The sequence below is a fragment of the Pseudomonas sp. R1-43-08 genome (assembly GCF_003852255.1).
In the GTDB taxonomy this organism is placed as follows: Bacteria; Pseudomonadota; Gammaproteobacteria; order Pseudomonadales; family Pseudomonadaceae; genus Aquipseudomonas.
On record NZ_CP027734.1, the window covers coordinates 3,807,875 to 3,826,047 of the forward strand.

An 18,173-nucleotide genomic window follows, 5' to 3' on the forward strand; every position below is an offset into this window, starting at 1 on the left:
TCACAGCTGGCCCAGGACCGGCGTACTCACCTGCACATCAGCGTTTTGCCCGCGGTTGCGCAGCAGGTGGTCCATCAACACGATGGCCATCATGGCTTCGGCAATCGGCGTGGCGCGGATGCCGACGCATGGGTCGTGGCGGCCTTTGGTGATCACGTCCACCGGGTTGCCATGCACATCGATCGAGCGGCCCGGCGTGGTGATGCTCGACGTGGCCTTGAGCGCCAGGTGCGCCACGATCGGCTGGCCCGAGGAGATACCGCCGAGGATGCCGCCGGCGTTGTTGCTGAGGAAACCCTGCGGGGTCATCTCATCGCGATGCTCGGTGCCGCGTTGGGCCACACAGGCGAAACCGGCGCCGATTTCCACGCCCTTGACCGCATTGATGCTCATCAGCGCGTGGGCCAGTTCGGCGTCGAGACGGTCGAAGATCGGCTCGCCCAGGCCCGGCTTCACGCCCTCGGCCACCACGGTGATCTTGGCACCGACCGAATCCTGATCGCGGCGCAATTGGTCCATGTAGGCTTCCAGTTCCGCCACCTTGTCCGGGTCGGGGCAGAAGAAGGCGTTGTCTTCGACGCTGTCCCAGGTCTTGAACGGGATTTCAATCGGGCCGAGCTGACTCATATAGCCACGGATGACGATGCCCTGGGTCGCCAGGTATTTCTTGGCGATGGCACCGGCCGCCACGCGCATCGCGGTTTCGCGCGCCGAGCTGCGGCCGCCGCCACGGTAGTCGCGTTCGCCGTATTTGTGATGGTAGGTGTAGTCGGCGTGGGCCGGGCGGAACAGGTCCTTGATCGCCGAGTAGTCCTTTGACTTCTGGTCGGTATTGCGGATCAGCAGGCCGATGGCGCAGCCGGTGGTGCGGCCTTCGAACACACCGGAGAGGATCTCGACTTCATCGGGTTCCTGGCGCTGGGTAGTGTGACGGCTGGTGCCGGGCTTGCGACGGTCCAGGTCACGCTGCAGGTCTTGCAGAGACAGCTCGAGGCCGGGCGGGCAGCCGTCGACAATGGCGACCAACGCCGGGCCATGGCTTTCGCCCGCGGTGGTGACAGTGAACAGCTTGCCGAAGGTATTGCCGGACATGCAGGGCGCTCCGTGAAGTCAGTTGAAACAAGTCAACCGTAATAACTTAAGGCGGCCAGTATACGCAGGCTAACCCACTAGTTCATCCTCGAAACCTTACCGGTAGACGTTGGTCCAACCGGCACCTCTCCAATGATGGCGCGATGATGCTGCGAGTTTTGCTGTTCACCCTCACCTTGTTTACCGTCGCGGCCCAGGCCGCCTCCCCTGTCGTACTGCAACGGCCGATCAGCCTGGACACCGGCAGCGGTGAGCTGTTTGGCTCGCTGCTACTGCCGCAGTCCGAGCAACCCGTGCCGGTGGTGCTGATCATTGCCGGCTCAGGCCCCACCGACCGCAACGGCAACAGCGCCGACGGCGCGCGCAACGACAGCCTCAAGCGCCTGGCCTGGATACTGGCCCGGCACAATATCGCCAGCGTGCGCTATGACAAACGCGGCGTGGCCGCCAGCCTTGCCGCGACCCCTGACGAGCGCAACCTGACCCTCGACGCCTACGTGTCCGACGCCGTGGCCTGGGGCAAGTTGCTCAAGGCCGACAAGCGCATGGGCCCGCTGATCGTGCTGGGCCACAGTGAGGGCGCGCTGGTCGCCGCCCTCGCCGCGCCGCAATTGAGTCCGGCCGGGGTGATTTCCCTGTCCGGCAGCGCCCGCCCGGTCGATCAAGTCATTCGCCAGCAACTGGCCGATCACCTGCCCCCGGCCCTGCTGCTGCGCAGTAACGAAATTCTCGACCACCTCAAGGCCGGCCAGGTGGACGCCGATGTGCCGCGCCCGCTGGAAGGTATCTTCCGACCCAGCGTGCAGCCTTATCTGATCAGCCTGTTCCGCGCCGATCCGTCGGCGGCCTTTGCACGGCTGACCATGCCCGCCCTGATCATTCAGGGCACCAACGACATCCAGGTCGGCGTCGGCGATGCCCAGCAGCTGAAAAAGGCCAAGCCGGATGCGCAGTTGACGGTGATCGAAGGCATGAACCATGTCATGCGCATCGTGCCCAACAACGTCAAGCAGCAATTGGCGTCCTACAACGACCCGAAATTGCCCCTCGCCGCCGAACTGGGCGAGCGGATAGTGCGCTTTATCGACGGACTTGCTCCCCGTTAAGCGGCAATTGGCCTCCAGTCCTGAAGAAAGCGGCCGATAAGCCCAGAGTCGACCGTAAAAAGACGGTCGGCTCGCAGGGCTTGGACAGGATCGCGCCGCATGACAACCACTGAAGCAACCCCAGAAACCACCGCCGATACCCCGGCAGAAACCGAGGCCGCCGCAGCAGCGGCGCTGCCCTGGGCGGACGTGCACGCCGAACATTTCAAGATGCTGCGCCTCGCTCCGTTGGCCACCGACCGTGCGACCGGCGCGCGGCCATTGCGCTTTGTGCAATTCGGTTATGCCGAGCGCCATGACTCGCATCACAGCCTGTTGCGCATGGTCATCCAATTGCCCGGCCAGCGCGTACGCCGCGAGCAGAACCAGCTGGATATCTGGGTAGATCACGATAAACATCGCGTGCACTTCGGCCCGGGTAACAGCCTGGAAATCGAACCGGTCAACCGCGGTCTCGGCCGCTTTCTGGTCGCCCAGGCCGCTGCCTGGGCCAAGAAGAAGTGGTCACACTACCGCGTCGACGGCGTGGACCTGGCCAACAAGGACGCGCTCAACGAAGCCACGCGCCTGCGCCGCGATCACTTCCTGCGCATCCAGGGTTTTGACGTGGCCTACGCCGACGTACAACACCTCAAGGGTAACGTGCAGCCGGGCAAGGTCAGCGAGGTGCTGGACAGTTGGAACACCGAGAAGGTGCAATTCGTCGAAATCCTCGAAGCCGCGCAGATGCTGCAACAGGCCGAGCACAACCTGGCCGAGCACGAAGTGAGACTGCGCAAGGAAGAGGAAAAGGTCACCAAGTTCAAGCGCGAGGACAGCGGGTTGCGCTTTACCATCACCTGCCTGGTGGCGTTTACCGTGTTTCAGGCGGGACTGTTGATCTGGATCGCCACGCACCGCTAGCAGGTGAAATGCGATCAACCTGTGGGAGGGGGCTTGCTCCCGATAAGGGTGTGTCAGTACTGCATCTGTAGCTGACACACCGCTATCGGGAGCAAGCCCTCTCCCACATTGACCACATGGCTCCCGTTATACCCTGGCGGCAAACACCGCCTGATGTTCCCTGCACTGCTCAGCCGTGAGCATGAACACCCCATGCCCACCGCGCTGGAAGTCCAGCCAGGCAAAGTCCACTTCCGGGTACAGCGCCTCGACGTGTACCTGGCTGTTGCCCACTTCGACAATCAGCAACCCCTTCTCGGTCAGGTGGTCCGCCGCTTCGGCCAGCATCCGCCGTACCAGGTTCAGGCCATCATCGCCGCAGGCCAGACCCAGTTCGGGTTCGTGCTGGTATTCATCCGGCATGTCGGCGAAATCTTCGGCATCCACATAAGGCGGGTTCGACACGATCAAATCGAAGCGCTGCCCCGGCAGGCCCTCGAAGCCGTCGCCCTGCACGGTGTACACGCGCTCATCGACGCCATGCCGCTCGATGTTCTGGTTGGCCACTTCCAGGGCTTCGAAGGACAAGTCGCCCAGCATCACCTCGGCGTCCGGGAACTCGTAGGCACAGGCGATGCCGATGCAACCGGAGCCGGTGCACAGGTCCAGAATGCGCGCCGGCGGCTGGGCCAGCCAGGGTTCAAAGCGGTTTTCGATCAGCTCGCCAATCGGCGAACGCGGAATCAGCACGCGTTCATCGACAATGAACGACATGCCGCAGAACCAGGCTTCTTTCAGCAAGTACGCGGTGGGAATACGCTCATGGATGCGACGATGCAGTAAACGCTGCACATGGGAGATCTCCTCTTCTTCCAGATTGCAGTCCAGGTAGCTGTCGGCAATTTCCCACGGCAGATGCAGGGCGCCGAGCACCAGTTGCCGGGCTTCGTCCCAGGCATTGTCGGTGCCATGGCCAAAAAACAGGTCTTCCCCATGGAAACGGCTGACAGCCCAACGGATATGGTCGCGCAAGGTGCGCAGGCGGGAAGTGATCACGGGGGCAGACTCCTGGAAAAAACGACTGGCGATTCTAACAGCGTTCACCTGTACCGACGATGTACGAAACGCCTTTGCCATACGTCGGATTTCATCCAAATTGCCACCATTGGGTTAAACAACTCACCCACTTGACAGGGCTGCACGTCAACAACGGCGTACCTTACGATGGTAGCGATTCACAGAACCGCTCAGCCAGTGGACAATGTCACAAAAGCCCCCCTGACAGGAGCCCCAGAATGTCCGTTCCAAAGACGATGTTTCAACTCAGCGGTCGTGGTTACGCAGCTGCCAACCTTGCCCATGCGACGCTCGTGATCATCGACGCCCAGAAGGAGTACCTCAGCGGCCCACTCGCCCTCTCGGGCATGGACGCGGCGGTCGGCAACATCAAGCAACTGGTGGCCGCTGCGCGCAACGCCGGGCGGCCGATCGTGCATGTGCGTCACCTGGGTACCGTGGGCGGCCTGTTCGATCCCCAAGGCGAGCGCGGCGAATTCATCCCCGGCCTGGAACCTGAAGGCGACGAAACCATCATCGGCAAGCTGCTACCCAGCGCCTTCCACGGCACCGGCCTGGAAAAACACCTGCAGGACCTGGGTTCGCTGGACCTGATCGTCTGCGGTTTCATGAGCCACTCCAGCGTCAGCACCACGGTGCGCGCCGCCAAGAACCTCGGCTTTCGCTGCACCCTGGTGGAAGATGCCTGCGCCACCCGCGATTTGCCCTACAAAGGCGGCGTGCTCAGTGCCGAGCATGTGCAGCAAACCGAAATGGCCATCATGGCTGACAACTTCGCCACCCTCGCGTTGACCAAAGATCTGATCTGATCGTCTCTGGGATGAGCGGTGCGCCCTGTTGACTGCCCCGCTCATCCGCAAAACGTGTTCATTTCGCGCATTTACCCCGGGCACAGGAACAACCTGTGTATCTTCCGGTCGAAGGGCCGATACCCTGGAGGAAAGGTCGGAATGAAGATATCCGATGGTTTTGATGCTCGTCGCTTGCGCCCCAAGGGCCCGAGCAACTGGCGTCTGCGCCTGGTGGCGGGCATTGCCGCGCTGCTGGCGATTGTAGGTGTGGCGCTGGCGGGCGCAGGTGGCGCCGGCCTGTTTGGGCATTCGCCAGCACTGGGCGAGCTGAATGCCAGCCCTGGCGGCTCGGCGATCCTGCTGGGCATCGGCCTGCTGGTGGTGTGGCTGGGCGTGTGGTTGTGGCGCCGCAGCCGGCGCAGAATGCGCCAGCCGCTGTCGTTGAACATCGCTTCGCACCTGATGAAAAAACACGACTGATGGCGCTTGGATAGCATTTGCTGCGCCCTGTCCGCCGCGATTTAGGTAAACTGCCCGCCCTTCGCGGAGGCTGACATGCAAGACGACGATTTTTCCCTGTTCAAGAACGAGCTGCGCGGCGTCAAGCCGATCAAGCACGACCGCGCCGACACCGGCAAACCCAAGGCTGATCGGGCGCAGATCGCCAAGCTGCGCCAGGCCGCGACCGTGCGCACCGATGCCACCACCGTGGATGGCTTGTCGGACCAGTTCGTGATCGACGTAGGCCCCGAAGACGAGCTGATGTGGGCGCGTGATGGGGTACAGGAAAGCCAGATGCGCAAGCTCAAGGCCGGCCAGATCCCGTTCGAAGGCAGCCTCGACCTGCATGGCATGACCGTGGAAAAAGCCCGGGAAACACTGTGGGCTTTTCTTGCCGAAGCCACCAAGTTCGAAATCCGCTGCGTGCGCGTCACCCACGGCAAGGCCGTGCGGCTGGACGGCAAGCGGCCGATGATCAAGAGCCACGTCAACACCTGGCTGCGCCAGCATGCCCAGGTCCTTGGCTTCACCTCGTGCCAGGCCCGCCACGGCGGCGCCGGCGCGGTGTATGTAATGCTCAAGCGCACCATGATGGAAGGCCGCGACGAGTAACAAGTGCCATCGTCAGGCTTGCAGCGATGTGTCCGCCCCCGTAACCTTGCGCTTTGCGAAAATCCCACAGGTAGTTTCATGTCCCTGGAACAGAATTACACAGAGATTCTCGGCCAACTCGGCGAGGACATCTCCCGTGAGGGCCTGCTCGACACGCCAAAGCGTGCCGCCAAGGCGATGCAGTACCTCTGCCGCGGTTACGAACAGACGTTGGAAGAAGTCACCAACGGTGCCTTGTTCAGCTCCGACAACAGCGAAATGGTGCTGGTCAAGGACATCGAGTTGTACTCGCTGTGCGAACACCACCTGCTGCCGTTTATCGGCAAGGCCCATGTTGCCTACATCCCGAGCGGCAAAGTGCTGGGGTTGTCGAAGGTCGCGCGGATCGTCGACATGTATGCGCGTCGCCTGCAGATCCAGGAAAACCTCAGCCGCCAGATCGCTGACGCGGTGCTGCAAGTGACCGGCGCCCTGGGCGTGGCGGTGGTGATCGAAGCCAAGCACATGTGCATGATGATGCGCGGTGTGGAAAAACAGAACTCGTCGATGATCACGTCGGTGATGCTCGGTGAGTTCCGCGAAAACGCGGCCACCCGCAGCGAATTTCTCAGCTTGATCAAGTAAGTGGCTGTGTAGGAAAAGCCGGCGTTCATCGCCGGTTTTTTTCGCCTGCAGAATTCAGGTAAGCTGCGACCCCTTCTTCATGGGCAAGAGGCTTTCAGCCATGTTCGTCAAAGCACTTCGAGTGGGCCTCGGCCAGATCATCATCGCCGGCGACTTCCTGACCCGTCCGCGTAAAAAGCAGCGCCCGGCCGAACAACAGGCCAAGGTCAACGCAGCCGCCAAGGACCTGACCCTGTATCAGTTCCACGCCTGCCCCTTCTGCGTGAAAACCCGCCGCACCCTGCATCGCCTGAATGTGCCGGTCGCACTCAAGGACGCCAAGAACAACGAGCACGACCGCCAGACCTTGCTGGAGCAAGGCGGCAAGATCAAAGTGCCGTGCCTGCGAATCGAAGAAAACGGCCAGACCACCTGGATGTATGACTCCAAGGTCATCATCGACTACCTGGACAAGCGCTTCGCCGCGATCTGATTGACCTGTGCGATCCAATGTGGGAGGGGGCTTGCTCCCGATGGCGGTGTGCCTGTCAGCAATTTTTCAACTGACCGACCGCAATCGGGGGCAACCCCCCTCCCACATTTAGTTCGGTGTCGGCACATCCAGATCAAGCAGCGCCGAGCCCAGGCACTTGCCGTGGGCATCTAGCGCCAGCGAACGCGTGACGCCGCCGCGCAAAATGCCCGGCAGCACGAAGTTCAGCGCCTGTACGTTGGGCAATGCGTAACGTTGCACCGGCGCCGCGCCAGGCTCCAGCAGGTCTGCGAAAAACGCGGCGACGCGCTCGGCGGTCAGCTGTTCACACAGCAACGGGTAATCCTCGGCGCGATAAGCAATGATCGAGATGTTCGACGTATCGCCCTTATCCCCGGTGCGGGAATGGGCCAGTGAATGCAACTTCATGTTTCTATCCTCGGTTTGACCCTGTCACGAGGTAGCAGCAACGACGCCACCGCCACCACCTGGCGCACGCTCTTGCTCGCCCCGCCACCGCCAGCGGGGCCGTTGGTGTAGAGGGTTTCCACTTCATTGCCGATGCGCACGGCGTCGCTGCGTTCTTCACACCGGGCGGCGACCCGCAGGCGCACTTCCCAAGGCTCGGCATTGCTGCGCGGGCCATGCAAGGCATCCATGCCGATCAACTCGGCGCGCACTTCCTGCATCTTCACACCGGTCAGTTCCAGACGCTTGAGCACCACCTCGCGCGCCAGTTGCGCCCGTGCGACAGCGCCCGGGCCGCCGTAGGACATCTGCCCCTCACCGATCCAACCATCAAGATAACCGACGCTGACTTTCAGCTGTTCGGGCCGCGCCCGCCCCGTGGCGCCGTGGGCACGCACCCGATCAACGCCCTCCTCGACAAACCCCACCTGTGAAAAATCGGCCGTGACGTCCGGGGTCAAATACGCTTGCGGGTCGTGCACTTCGTAGATCAGTTGTTCGCTGCAGGTGGCGCGGCTGACCTGCCCCCCGGAGCCCGCGACCTTGGTGATCAAGGCAGTGCCGTCGGCGGCGATCTCGGCCAACGGAAAGCCCAGGCGCGCCAAGTCATCCACATCCTTGAGGCCTGGGTCCGCAAAATAACCGCCGCTGACCTGCCCGGCACATTCGAGCAAATGCCCGACCAGGGTGCCCTTGCCCAGGCGCTGCCAATCGTCGGCGGCCCAGGCGAATTCGAACATCTGCGGCGCGAGAAACAATGACGGGTCGGCCACACGCCCGGTAATCACCACATCGGCGTCGGCGCGCAGGGCTTCTAGGATGCCGTCCACGCCCAGGTAGGCATTCGCCGAAATCAGCCGCTCACCCAGCGCGCCCAGGGTCTGGCCGTTGTCCAGCAACTGCTCGGGCTGCAATGCCGCCAACACGTCATCGCCCACCACAGCCACCACCTTGAGGTTCGCCCCCAGTTCACGGGCGATGCGCCGCACTTCCACGGCGGCCGACACCGGGTTGGCCGCGCCCATATTAGTGATCACGCGCAAACGGCGGCGGCCCTCGTGCAACCCGACAAAGGGCAGCACCCGGCGCATGCGCTCACTCAACAAAGGGTCATAGCCGCCTGCCGGATCGCTGATGCGCGCCTGTTGGGCCAGGGCGATGGTGCGTTCGGCCAGGCATTCGAACACCAGGTAATCCAGGTCGCCCCGTTCAGCCAGTTCCACGGCGGGTTCGATACGGTCACCGGAGTAGCCGGCACCGGCACCGATGCGCAAGGTTTTCATCTCAGATAACTCCCAGGAGCAGCGCGGTCAGGGTCATCAACACCGACGCGGCGAACAGAAAAGGAATGGTGAAGCGCTGGTGATCGGCCAGCTCGATCTTGCACAGGCCCACCAACAAGAAAGTCGCGGGGGTCAACGGGCTGACCGGAAAGCCCGTGGTGTGCACGCCCAGTAACGAGGCCTGGGCCACTTGCAGCGGGTCGACACCCAGCGCCTTACCAACTTCGGCAATCACCGGCATCACGCCGAAATAGTAGGAATCGGGGTCGAACAGCATGCTCAACGGCATGGAAATGAAGCCCACCACCGCAGGGATCAACTTGCCATGACCCGCGGGAATCTGCGCCACCGCCACTTCGGCAATCGCCTTGAGCATGCCGGTGCCTTGCATGATGCCGGTGAACACGCCGGCGGCAAGCAGGATGCTGGCCATGGTCAGGGCGGTTTTCGCATGGGCGTCGATACGGGCGCGCTGGGCGTCGACGTTGGGGTAGTTGATACACAGCGCCACCACGGTGCCGAGCATGAACATCACCACCGGGTCGACCCAGCCGGCGATCATCACCACCATCACCAGCACAGTGAGGATCAGGTTGACCCAAAACAACCGTGGCCGACGCAGCTGGATATCGGCGTCACTGAGCACCCGTTGCGGCACCGCGTCCACGCTGGAGCCGGCCCCCAGGCCCAGGCGTTTTTCTTCACGATGGCCCAGCCACCAGGCGCAGGCGAACACAAAGATCAGCCCGACGATCTGCACTGGAATCAACGGTTGGAACAGGTCCGCCACCGGCACATGCAGGGCGGCCGACGAGCGCAGCACCGGGCCGGTCCACGGCAGGAAATTGACCCCGGCCGCCATCGCGCAGACACACGCCAGAATGCGTTTGTCGATGCCCAGCCGCGTATACAGCGGCAGCATCGCCGGCACCGTGACCAGGAAGGTCACCGCGCCGGACCCGTCCAGGTGCACCAGCAGCGCCAGGGTCGCAGTACCGACGACAATTCGCGTAGGACGCGTCCCTACCGTGCGCAGAATCCGCTCGATGATCGGGTCGAGCATGCCGGCATCGGTCATGATCCCGAAAAACAGAATGGCGAACACAAACATGCCCACCACGGGGGCGACGTTCTTGATGCCGGTGATGATGAAGGCGCTGGTTTGCAGACCGAAGCCGCCGAGCAACGCGGCGATGATCGGCAGGGCGATCAGCGCCACCAGCGGCGAGAGGCGCTTGCTCATGACGGCAGCAAGCAGACACAGAATGGTAATGACGCCCAGGGTAGCGAGCATGGGTTACTCCAGAGCGGCCTTGATGGGCCGGTTATTGTTTTCCCTGGAGTATTGGAATCAGGTTAGGCTTTGTAAATTGGAATATTCAGACACCGGTGTTCGAAAAAACAAAATGAAGCCGCCCGTATGAAAAACAGCATCCAACACATCCAGGCATTCCTCGCCGTTGCTCGCACGGGCAGCTTTACCAAGGCCGCCAGCGAGCTGAACCTGTCCCCCTCGGCGCTGACCGTGCAGGTGCAACAACTGGAAGAGTGGCTGGGTGTCGCCCTGCTCGACCGCAGCCCGCGCCATGTGGCTATCACCGCCGCCGGCCACGACGCGCGTGGCCCCATGGAAAAACTGCTGCTGGACCTGGACAACATCGTCACCGGCTCGCGCGATCTCGCGGCGCTGCGCCGTGGCGTCGTTACGATCGCCGCCCTGCCCTCAGTGTGCGCCGGCAGCCTGCCGCCGGTGTTGCGCCTGTTTCGCGAACGCTTCGCCGGGATTGAAGTGCGCCTGCATGACTTGGTGGCCCACCGCATCCAGGCCCAGGTGCGTTCCGGCGAAGTGGACTTCGGTATCGGCGTGCGCGCGCGCCTGAGCCACGGCCTGGACTTCGTGCCGGTCCTCAATGACCGGCTCTGCGCGTTCGTGCCGCTGGATCACGCCCTCGCCCACCACCGGCAGCTGACCCTGGAACAACTGGCGGACCAGCCGATTATCCTCACCGGTCGCGACAGCAGCGTGCGCGAACAGGTGGATGCGTTGTTCGATGAAACGCGGCTGACGCTCAATGCGGGCATGGAGGCCAATTACATGTCCACGGTGCTGGCGCTGGTGCGCCAGGGATTGGGGATCAGCGTGCTGCCGGAGTCGGCGGCGGACAGCCTGGAGGGGTTGAAGCGGATCAACATCGACCATCCTGGGGTGAACAGGGAGATCGGCTTGATCAGTCGTAGCGGGATGGCATTGAGCCCGGCGGCGCAGCGCTGCTTTGAACTGCTCACTGAAGAATTATCTGACGCACCATCCGGCTAAATGTGGGAGGGAGCTTGCCCCCCTCCCACATTCGAATGGTGGCTCAGCCCAGCATCGCCACATGGTTTGGATGACTGGCCACGCGCTGCAACCATGCCTGCACCGCCGGATAAGGCGCCAGGTCAAAGCCCCCTTCATGGGCCACATGGGTATAGGCATACAACGCGATATCGGCAATCGAATACTGCTCGCCCACCAGATACGGCGTGGCTAGCAGCTGACGTTCCATGACCTTCAGTGCCTTGTACCCGCCCTTGTGGGTGGTCTTGTATTCTTCGAGGCGATCCTGCGGCATGTTCAGGTAAAACTGAATGAACCGCGCCACCGCAATATACGGCTCGTGGCTGTATTGCTCGAAGAACTGCCACTGCAACACCTGGGTGCGCAAGCGCGGCTCACTGGGTAAAAACTCGCTGCCATCGGCGAGGAAGTTGAGGATCGCATTGGACTCCCACAGGCAGGTACCGTCTTCCAGTTCCAGCACCGGGATCTTGCCGTTGGGGTTCTTGACAAGAAATTCAGGGGTTTGGGTGTCACCCTTGAGAATATCGATATCGATCCATTGGTACGGGATGCCCAACAGGCTGAGCATCAATTTGACCTTGTAGCAATTGCCCGATCTGTAATCGCCATAAACCTTGTACATGGGCTCCCCTTATGCCGCTTCGCGCGCTCTGAGCGAACGCTTGCGCCATCAAAGTGCGGGTATCGAGGGATTGTTTCAAGGCGTGGGGCAGAATAAATCTGGCCGACTGCGCTGGAAGCAGCCTTTCATCCCTTTCCGCCAAGATAATCGAAAACATTATTTGCTTTATTTGTATACAAAAGCATAATTCGCTTCGTGCGAGTTCCTGACCTAATGGTCAACAAAACCCGCCAGTACCTCAAAGCGCTGTTGCCCACTCATGTGACCGGCGCTGGAAATAACAATAAAACGATTGAGGAGTACTCGCTGTGGATAGCCGCAAAACCGAAGCCCCTACGCTGGATCTCGCCGCGCCCCAAGGCGGCTGGCTGGAACGCCTGTTCAAACTGCGTTTGCATGGCACCACAGTGAAGACCGAGCTGATCGCCGGCCTCACGACGTTCATCACCATGGCCTACATCATCTTCGTCAACCCCAACATCATGGCCGACGCCGGCATCGATCACGGCGCGGCCTTCGTCGCCACCTGCATCGCCGCCGCGCTGGGTTGCCTGTTGATGGGCCTGTACGCCAACTGGCCGGTGGGCCTGGCGCCGGGCATGGGCTTGAACGCGTTTTTCACCTACACCGTGGTCGGCACCATGGGCTACCACTGGGAAACTGCGCTGGGTGCGGTGTTTATCTCGGGCGTGCTGTTCATGGGCCTCACCTTGTCCCGCGTGCGCGAATGGCTGCTCAACAGCATTCCGGTGAGCCTGCGCCACGCCATGGGCGCGGGTGTCGGCTTGTTTCTCGGGGTGATCGGCCTGAAGACCGCCGGCATTATCGTCGACAGCCCCGCCACGCTGATCAAGCTCGGTTCGCTGCACGAGCCCGCGCCCCTGCTGGCAGCGGTGTGCTTCCTGCTGATTGCGATCCTCAGTTACCACCGCGTGTTCGGCGCGATCCTCATCAGCATCATCGCCGTGACCCTGGCCGGCTGGGGCCTGGGCCTAGTGCACTACAACGGCATTCTCTCCACCCCGCCCAGCCTTGCGCCAACCTGGATGGCCATGGACGTCAAGGGTGTGTTCAATGTCAGCATGATCAGCGTGGTATTTGCCTTTCTTTTTGTACACATGTTCGACACTGCCGGTACACTGATGGGCGTTGCGCAACGGGCCGGGCTGGTCAATGCCGACGGCAAGATCGATAACCTGTCCCGTGCGTTGAAAGCCGACAGCGCCTCCAGCGTGTTCGGGGCCATGGTCGGCGTGCCGCCCGTGACCAGCTACGTGGAAAGCGCCGCCGGGGTGGCTGCCGGCGGGCGCACCGGGCTGACGGCGGTGACGGTGGGTATTTTGTTCGTGGCGGCGATGTTTTTTGCGCCGCTGGCGGGCATGATTCCAGCCTATGCCACGGCGGGCGCGTTGATTTACGTGGCGATGCTGATGATGGCGAGCATGGCGCATATCAATTGGGACGAGGCCACCGACAGCATTCCGGCCATCGTCACGGCGATCATGATGCCGCTGACCTTCTCGGTGGCCGACGGCATCGCGCTGGGCTTTATCACCTATGTCGCGCTGAAGGCCGGCACCGGTAAGCACAAGGAAATTTCCGTCAGCCTGTGGGTGCTGTGCGTGATTTTTATCGCCAAGTTCGCCTTCCTGTAAGGCCCCACGGCTGCACCGCGCCTCACCCCGTCGGGTGGGGCTTTTGTACGATTGGAGGACTGCAATGAACCTGGAAACCTGGCTGCTGTTCAGCGGCGCGGCGCTGGTGGTGATCCTGATCCCTGGCCCTCTTTCCCTGCTGATGATCAGCAACAGCTTGAACTACGGCCTGCGCCGTTCGTACCCGGCGTTCCTGGGCGGGGTATTTGCTTCGATCTGCCTGCTGAGCGCCTCGGCCTTGGGCCTTGGCGCGCTGTTGCTGGCATCCGAGCAAGTATTCAGCGCGCTGAAAATCGTCGGCGCGATGTACTTGTTTTACCTGGCCTGGCAGAGCTGGCAGCAATCACGTCGGCCGGCCGAGGGCGCTGATGTGCCACAGGTGGCGTCGACCCCACGTTTTCGCGTGCTGTTCGGTCGCGCCTTTGTGCTGGGCGCCAGCAACCCCAAGGACATCCTGTTCTTTGCCGCCTTCTTGCCGCAATTTCTCAGCGCGGATCAGGCATTCCTGCCGCAGCTGTTGACCATGATCGCCACCTGGACCGTGCTCGACCTGCTGTGCAAGCTTGGTTACGGCCTGGGTGCGCAGAGCGCCGCGCGGTATTTGCGTAGCGGCTCGGGCCAGAGCTGGTTCAACCGCATCAGCGCCGCCTTGTTCGGCTGCGCCGGCGTGGCCTCGCTGATCAAGGCTCGAGCGCCACTGGGTTGAACGCACGGCCGAAAAAAAGCCCGCAGTGTGGGCGGGCAAAAAACCAACGAAGAGCTTGGGGGTATGAAGCGAGGTGACGCTCAGCTACCGCGATAGGTGGAATAGCTGTAAGGCGAAATCAGTAACGGGACATGGTAGTGATCCTGCTCGGCGCTGATGCCGAACCGCAGCACTACCACATCGAGGAAAGCCGGCTCCGGCAACTGCACGCCACGGGCGCGGTAATAGTCGCCGGCGCTGAACTGCAGTTGATAGACACCGCTGCGGTAGTCGTCGCCCTGCAGCAACGGTGCGTCGCAGCGACCGTCGTCGTTAGTCACGGCGGTGGCGACCAGCGTTAGTTGCGCGCCGTCGACGCGGTATAGCTCAACCTTGATTGTGCTGCCGGGGCAGCCGTGCGCGGCATCCAAAACGTGTGTGGTCAAACGTCCCATGGCGTTTATGCGCCTCCCGAAGTCAGTCATAAAGAACCCGCACTCTTTCAGGGCATCGAAAAAGCCGGCGAGAGCTGATTAAGACATTTTTCAAAAAAATTGTACACAATAAATTCAACAGACTCTAAACCTCTGTAGGAGCGAGCTTGCTCGCGAAAAAGCTCAACGCCAACGCGAAGTTCCAGGTAGAAAAGTGGCGCACTCAGGCTTTTCGCGAGCAAGCTCGCTCCTACAGTGAATTTTTTTGTGGTTAGCTGACCGGTTAGGCAAGTTTCTTGCAACGGCCCTGCAAAGATACCTGCAGAAAAAATGCAGAAATGCAGGCTTACAAAGTGAGCGATAAGTTGTATACAATCACTCATCGCTGTGACGCCACCCAGTCTTTCCGCTGCCCGGCCGCCACACACACTTGCTACCACGAACAAGAAGGAAGACTGCAGTGAGCGCTGACTACCCACGCGACCTGATCGGTTACGGCAGTAACCCTCCTCACCCCCACTGGCCGGGCAATGCACGTATCGCGCTGTCGTTCGTACTCAATTACGAAGAAGGCGGCGAGCGCAATATCCTGCATGGCGATAAAGAGTCCGAAGCCTTCCTCTCGGAAATGGTCTCGGCGCAACCGCTGCAGGGCGCGCGCAACATGAGCATGGAGTCGCTGTACGAATACGGCAGCCGTGCCGGGGTGTGGCGCATCCTCAAGCTGTTCAAGGAATTCGACATCCCGCTGACCATCTTCGCCGTGGCCATGGCCGCCCAGCGCCATCCGGACGTGATCCGCGCCATGGTTGCCGCCGGCCACGAGATCTGCAGCCACGGTTACCGCTGGATCGACTACCAGTACATGGACGAGGCCCAGGAACGCGAGCATATGCTCGAAGCGATCCGCATCCTCACCGAGCTGACCGGTGAACGCCCGCTGGGCTGGTACACCGGCCGCACCGGCCCCAACACGCGGCGCCTGGTGATGGAGGAAGGCGGCTTCCTGTATGACTGCGACACCTACGACGACGACCTGCCCTACTGGGAACCCAACACGCCCACCGGCAAGCCGCACCTGGTCATCCCTTACACCCTGGATACCAACGACATGCGCTTCACCCAGGTGCAGGGTTTCAACAAGGGCGACGACTTTTTCGAGTACCTCAAAGACGCCTTCGACGTGCTCTATGCCGAAGGGGCCGAGGCGCCGAAGATGCTTTCCATCGGCCTGCATTGCCGCCTGATTGGCCGGCCGGCGCGCCTGGCTTCGTTGAAGCGCTTTATCGAGTACGCCAAAAGCCATCAACAGGTGTGGTTCACCCGCCGCGTCGACATCGCCCGGCACTGGCAGCACACCCACCCCTGCACGGGAGCGGCGAAATGACTGCGTTCCAAACCCTTGAACCGTCGAGCCTGAGCCGCGATGAATTTGTCGCCGCCTTCGCCGATATCTACGAACACTCGCCATGGGTGGCCGAAAAGGCCTTCGACCTTGGCCAGGATGCGTCGGTCGACCAGATCGAAAGCCTGCACCAGCGCATGAGCGATATCCTGTTGAGCGCCGATCACGCCAGCCAGCTGGCCCTGATCAACGCTCACCCGGACCTGGCCGGCAAAGCTGCCGTCCAGGGCGAACTGACCCAAGCCAGCACCGATGAACAAGCCGGCGCGGGTATTCACCAATGCACGGCCGAAGAGTTCTCGCGCTTCACCGAGCTGAACGAGGCCTACAAGGCCAAGTTCAAGTTTCCCTTCATCATGGCGGTAAAAGGCAGCAACCGGCACCAGATCCTGGCCGCGTTCGAAACGCGTATTCACAACTCGGCTGAAGCCGAGTTCAACTGCGCGCTGGCTGAGATCAACAAGATCGCGTTGTTCCGATTACTGACCCTCTGAATGACCATCCCCAGCCACTCTATCCAAGGCAGACAAGAAGAATGAAAGCGCAACCCGTACCTTTCGAGAAGTTCGTCAACCTCGCCGACGCCCGCCTGGGCACCAAGATCATCGAAGTCACCGATGACTGGTTCGCCGACGCCAACCGCCTGTTCCAGCCGACCCCGGCCGTGTGGAAGGAGGGCGTTTTCGATGACAACGGCAAGTGGATGGACGGCTGGGAGTCACGCCGCAAGCGCTTCGAAGGCTACGACAGCGCGGTGATCCGCCTGGGCGTGCCGGGCTCGATCAAGGGCGTGGACATCGACACCTCATTCTTCACCGGCAACTACCCGCCGTCGGCCTCCCTGGAAGCCTGCTTCCTCGCCTCGGGCGAGCCGGATGCCAACACCCAGTGGGTGGAAGTGCTGTCGGCCGTCGAGCTGCAAGGCAACAGCCACCATTACCACGAGATCCACAACACGCAGGCGTTCAGCCACCTGCGGTTCAACATCTACCCGGATGGCGGCGTGGCCCGTCTGCGCGTGTACGGTGTGCCGTTCCGCGACTGGTCTGCGGTGGGCGACAACGAACAGGTCGACCTGGCCGCCGCGCTTAATGGCGGGCGTGCCCTGGCCTGCTCCGATGAACACTTCGGGCGCATGAGCAACATCCTCAACCCAGGCCGTGGCATCAACATGGGCGATGGTTGGGAAACCGCACGTCGCCGTACGCCGGGCAATGACTGGGTGATCGTCGCGCTGGGCCACCCTGGCGAAATCGAGAAAATCATCGTCGACACCCTGCACTTCAAGGGCAACTACCCGGACACCTGCTCGATCCAGGGCGCGTTCGTCAAGGGCGGCACCGACAGTCAGATCGAAACCCAATCACTGTTCTGGCGTGAACTGCTGCCGGCACAGAAACTGGAAATGCACGCCGAACACACCTTCGCCGAGCAGATCAAGGCGCTGGGGCCGATTACCCACATCCGCTTGAACGTGTTCCCGGATGGGGGCGTGAGTCGCCTGCGGGTGTTGGGCAAGGTAGCCAAATAAGCGAACCAAGAGCGGACGCAGAGCGTCCAGGGCAGCGTTCCCACGCAGAGCGTGGGAACGATCCAACTGAAAAGAAGACAGCCATGCGCACACTGACGATCGAACCCCTGACCAAAGAAGCCTTCGCCCCCTTCGGAGACGTTATCGAAACCGATGGCAGCGATCACTTCATGATCAACAACGGGTCGACCATGCGCTTTCACAAACTGGCGACGGTCGAAACAGCACAGCCTGAAGACCACGCCATCATCAGCATCTTCCGCGCCGACGCGCAGGACATGCCGCTGACCGTGTGCATGCTGGAGCGACACCCGCTGGGCAGCCAGGCCTTCATTCCGCTGCTCGGCAACCCCTTTCTGATCGTGGTCGCGCCACTTGGCGATGCACCTGTATCAGGCTTGGTCCGCGCCTTCGTCACCAACGGCAGGCAGGGCATCAATTACCATCGCGGCGTCTGGCACCACCCGGTGCTGACGATCGAAAAGCGGGATGACTTCCTGGTGGTTGATCGCAGTGGCACAGGCAATAACTGCGATGAGCATTTTTTCAAAGAGGATGAGCGGTTGATCCTCGCCCCCCACCAATAAGAGAA

Annotated in this window: 22 protein-coding genes; 14 read left to right on the forward strand and 8 right to left on the reverse strand. The window is 61.7% G+C overall.

The features are described from left to right. Positions 1-1,092, reverse strand: a complete 1,092-nt coding sequence (aroC, locus tag C4J87_RS17405; RefSeq protein ID WP_124367795.1) for a chorismate synthase — start codon at positions 1,090-1,092, stop codon at positions 1-3. A gap of 143 nt (positions 1,093-1,235) precedes the next feature. Between aroC and C4J87_RS17410 the strand changes: the two genes are divergently transcribed. Beyond that, complete coding sequence (locus tag C4J87_RS17410; RefSeq protein WP_124367796.1) at positions 1,236-2,198, forward strand: alpha/beta hydrolase; 963 nt, start codon at positions 1,236-1,238, stop codon at positions 2,196-2,198. A gap of 99 nt (positions 2,199-2,297) precedes the next feature. Then, a complete protein-coding gene (locus C4J87_RS17415) occupies positions 2,298-3,101 on the forward strand; it encodes a hypothetical protein (RefSeq protein WP_124367797.1) in 804 nt (267 codons plus the stop codon). A gap of 126 nt (positions 3,102-3,227) precedes the next feature. Here the strand turns inward: C4J87_RS17415 and prmB are convergent, their stop codons facing one another. Next, positions 3,228-4,136 (reverse strand): 50S ribosomal protein L3 N(5)-glutamine methyltransferase, encoded by a 909-nt coding sequence (prmB, locus tag C4J87_RS17420; protein ID WP_124367798.1) that lies wholly within the window; start codon positions 4,134-4,136, stop codon positions 3,228-3,230. Positions 4,137-4,375: 239 nt separating this feature from the next. Between prmB and C4J87_RS17425 the strand changes: the two genes are divergently transcribed. The 5 genes from C4J87_RS17425 (at position 4,376) to C4J87_RS17445 (ending at position 7,157) form a co-directional block, all read left to right on the forward strand. Then, on the forward strand, positions 4,376-4,966 hold the full coding sequence (locus C4J87_RS17425) for a cysteine hydrolase family protein (protein WP_124363712.1): 591 nt from the start codon (positions 4,376-4,378) through the stop codon (positions 4,964-4,966). Positions 4,967-5,107: 141 nt separating this feature from the next. Then, on the forward strand, positions 5,108-5,428 hold the full coding sequence (locus C4J87_RS17430) for a hypothetical protein (protein ID WP_124363713.1): 321 nt from the start codon (positions 5,108-5,110) through the stop codon (positions 5,426-5,428). Positions 5,429-5,503: 75 nt separating this feature from the next. Beyond that, a complete protein-coding gene (locus tag C4J87_RS17435) occupies positions 5,504-6,061 on the forward strand; it encodes a Smr/MutS family protein (protein WP_003175227.1) in 558 nt (185 codons plus the stop codon). Between the two features lie 78 nt (positions 6,062-6,139). Next, positions 6,140-6,685: a GTP cyclohydrolase I FolE gene (gene folE / locus C4J87_RS17440; protein ID WP_124363714.1), complete on the forward strand. Its 546-nt coding sequence runs from the start codon at positions 6,140-6,142 to the stop codon at positions 6,683-6,685. 100 nt (positions 6,686-6,785) lie between these two features. Further along, positions 6,786-7,157 carry a glutathione S-transferase N-terminal domain-containing protein gene (locus C4J87_RS17445; RefSeq protein WP_124363715.1) on the forward strand — a complete coding sequence of 124 codons (372 nt, stop codon included), beginning with the start codon at positions 6,786-6,788 and terminating at the stop codon, positions 7,155-7,157. 108 nt (positions 7,158-7,265) lie between these two features. On the opposite strand, the gene C4J87_RS17450 is transcribed toward C4J87_RS17445, so the two are convergent. From C4J87_RS17450 to C4J87_RS17460, 3 genes are read right to left on the reverse strand one after another with little or no spacing between them, the layout of a single operon-like run. Then, positions 7,266-7,586: a hypothetical protein gene (locus C4J87_RS17450; protein ID WP_124367799.1), complete on the reverse strand. Its 321-nt coding sequence runs from the start codon at positions 7,584-7,586 to the stop codon at positions 7,266-7,268. After that, entirely contained in the window at positions 7,583-8,908 is a 1,326-nt protein-coding gene (locus C4J87_RS17455) for an acyclic terpene utilization AtuA family protein (RefSeq protein WP_124367800.1), read from the reverse strand. The genes C4J87_RS17450 and C4J87_RS17455 overlap by 4 nt, the downstream gene beginning before the upstream one ends. 1 nt (position 8,909) lies before the next feature. Next, a complete protein-coding gene (locus C4J87_RS17460; RefSeq protein ID WP_124363718.1) occupies positions 8,910-10,202 on the reverse strand; it encodes a CitMHS family transporter in 1,293 nt (430 codons plus the stop codon). A gap of 126 nt (positions 10,203-10,328) precedes the next feature. Between C4J87_RS17460 and C4J87_RS17465 the strand changes: the two genes are divergently transcribed. Next, the gene (locus C4J87_RS17465) at positions 10,329-11,225 is read left to right on the forward strand and encodes a LysR family transcriptional regulator (protein WP_124367801.1); all 897 of its coding nucleotides are present in this window, start codon (positions 10,329-10,331) and stop codon (positions 11,223-11,225) included. A gap of 43 nt (positions 11,226-11,268) precedes the next feature. Here the strand turns inward: C4J87_RS17465 and C4J87_RS17470 are convergent, their stop codons facing one another. Then, entirely contained in the window at positions 11,269-11,871 is a 603-nt protein-coding gene (locus tag C4J87_RS17470) for a glutathione S-transferase family protein (protein WP_124367802.1), read from the reverse strand. A gap of 308 nt (positions 11,872-12,179) precedes the next feature. Between C4J87_RS17470 and C4J87_RS17475 the strand changes: the two genes are divergently transcribed. Further along, positions 12,180-13,526, forward strand: a complete 1,347-nt coding sequence (locus tag C4J87_RS17475) for an NCS2 family permease (protein ID WP_124367803.1) — start codon at positions 12,180-12,182, stop codon at positions 13,524-13,526. Between the two features lie 64 nt (positions 13,527-13,590). Then, on the forward strand, positions 13,591-14,232 hold the full coding sequence (locus C4J87_RS17480; RefSeq protein WP_124367804.1) for a LysE family translocator: 642 nt from the start codon (positions 13,591-13,593) through the stop codon (positions 14,230-14,232). Between the two features lie 80 nt (positions 14,233-14,312). Here C4J87_RS17480 and uraH read toward each other — a convergent pair whose 3' ends face one another. Then, a complete protein-coding gene (gene uraH / locus C4J87_RS17485) occupies positions 14,313-14,666 on the reverse strand; it encodes a hydroxyisourate hydrolase (protein ID WP_124367805.1) in 354 nt (117 codons plus the stop codon). Between the two features lie 47 nt (positions 14,667-14,713). Further along, positions 14,714-15,028 (reverse strand): hypothetical protein, encoded by a 315-nt coding sequence (locus tag C4J87_RS26160; protein WP_164485267.1) that lies wholly within the window; start codon positions 15,026-15,028, stop codon positions 14,714-14,716. Between the two features lie 77 nt (positions 15,029-15,105). Here C4J87_RS26160 and puuE point away from each other — a divergent pair, with 77 nt between their 5' ends. The 4 genes from puuE (at position 15,106) to C4J87_RS17510 (ending at position 18,168) form a co-directional block, all read left to right on the forward strand. Further along, on the forward strand, positions 15,106-16,032 hold the full coding sequence (gene puuE, locus C4J87_RS17495) for an allantoinase PuuE (RefSeq protein ID WP_124367806.1): 927 nt from the start codon (positions 15,106-15,108) through the stop codon (positions 16,030-16,032). Next, entirely contained in the window at positions 16,029-16,544 is a 516-nt protein-coding gene (uraD, locus tag C4J87_RS17500) for a 2-oxo-4-hydroxy-4-carboxy-5-ureidoimidazoline decarboxylase (protein WP_124367807.1), read from the forward strand. Before puuE ends, uraD begins: the two co-directional genes overlap by 4 nt. A 41-nt stretch (positions 16,545-16,585) precedes the next feature. Beyond that, positions 16,586-17,581, forward strand: coding sequence for an allantoicase (alc, locus tag C4J87_RS17505; RefSeq protein WP_124367808.1), 996 nt, complete (start codon positions 16,586-16,588; stop codon positions 17,579-17,581). A gap of 83 nt (positions 17,582-17,664) precedes the next feature. Beyond that, the gene (locus tag C4J87_RS17510; RefSeq protein ID WP_124363727.1) at positions 17,665-18,168 is read left to right on the forward strand and encodes an ureidoglycolate lyase; all 504 of its coding nucleotides are present in this window, start codon (positions 17,665-17,667) and stop codon (positions 18,166-18,168) included. Positions 18,169-18,173: the final 5 nt, after the last annotated feature.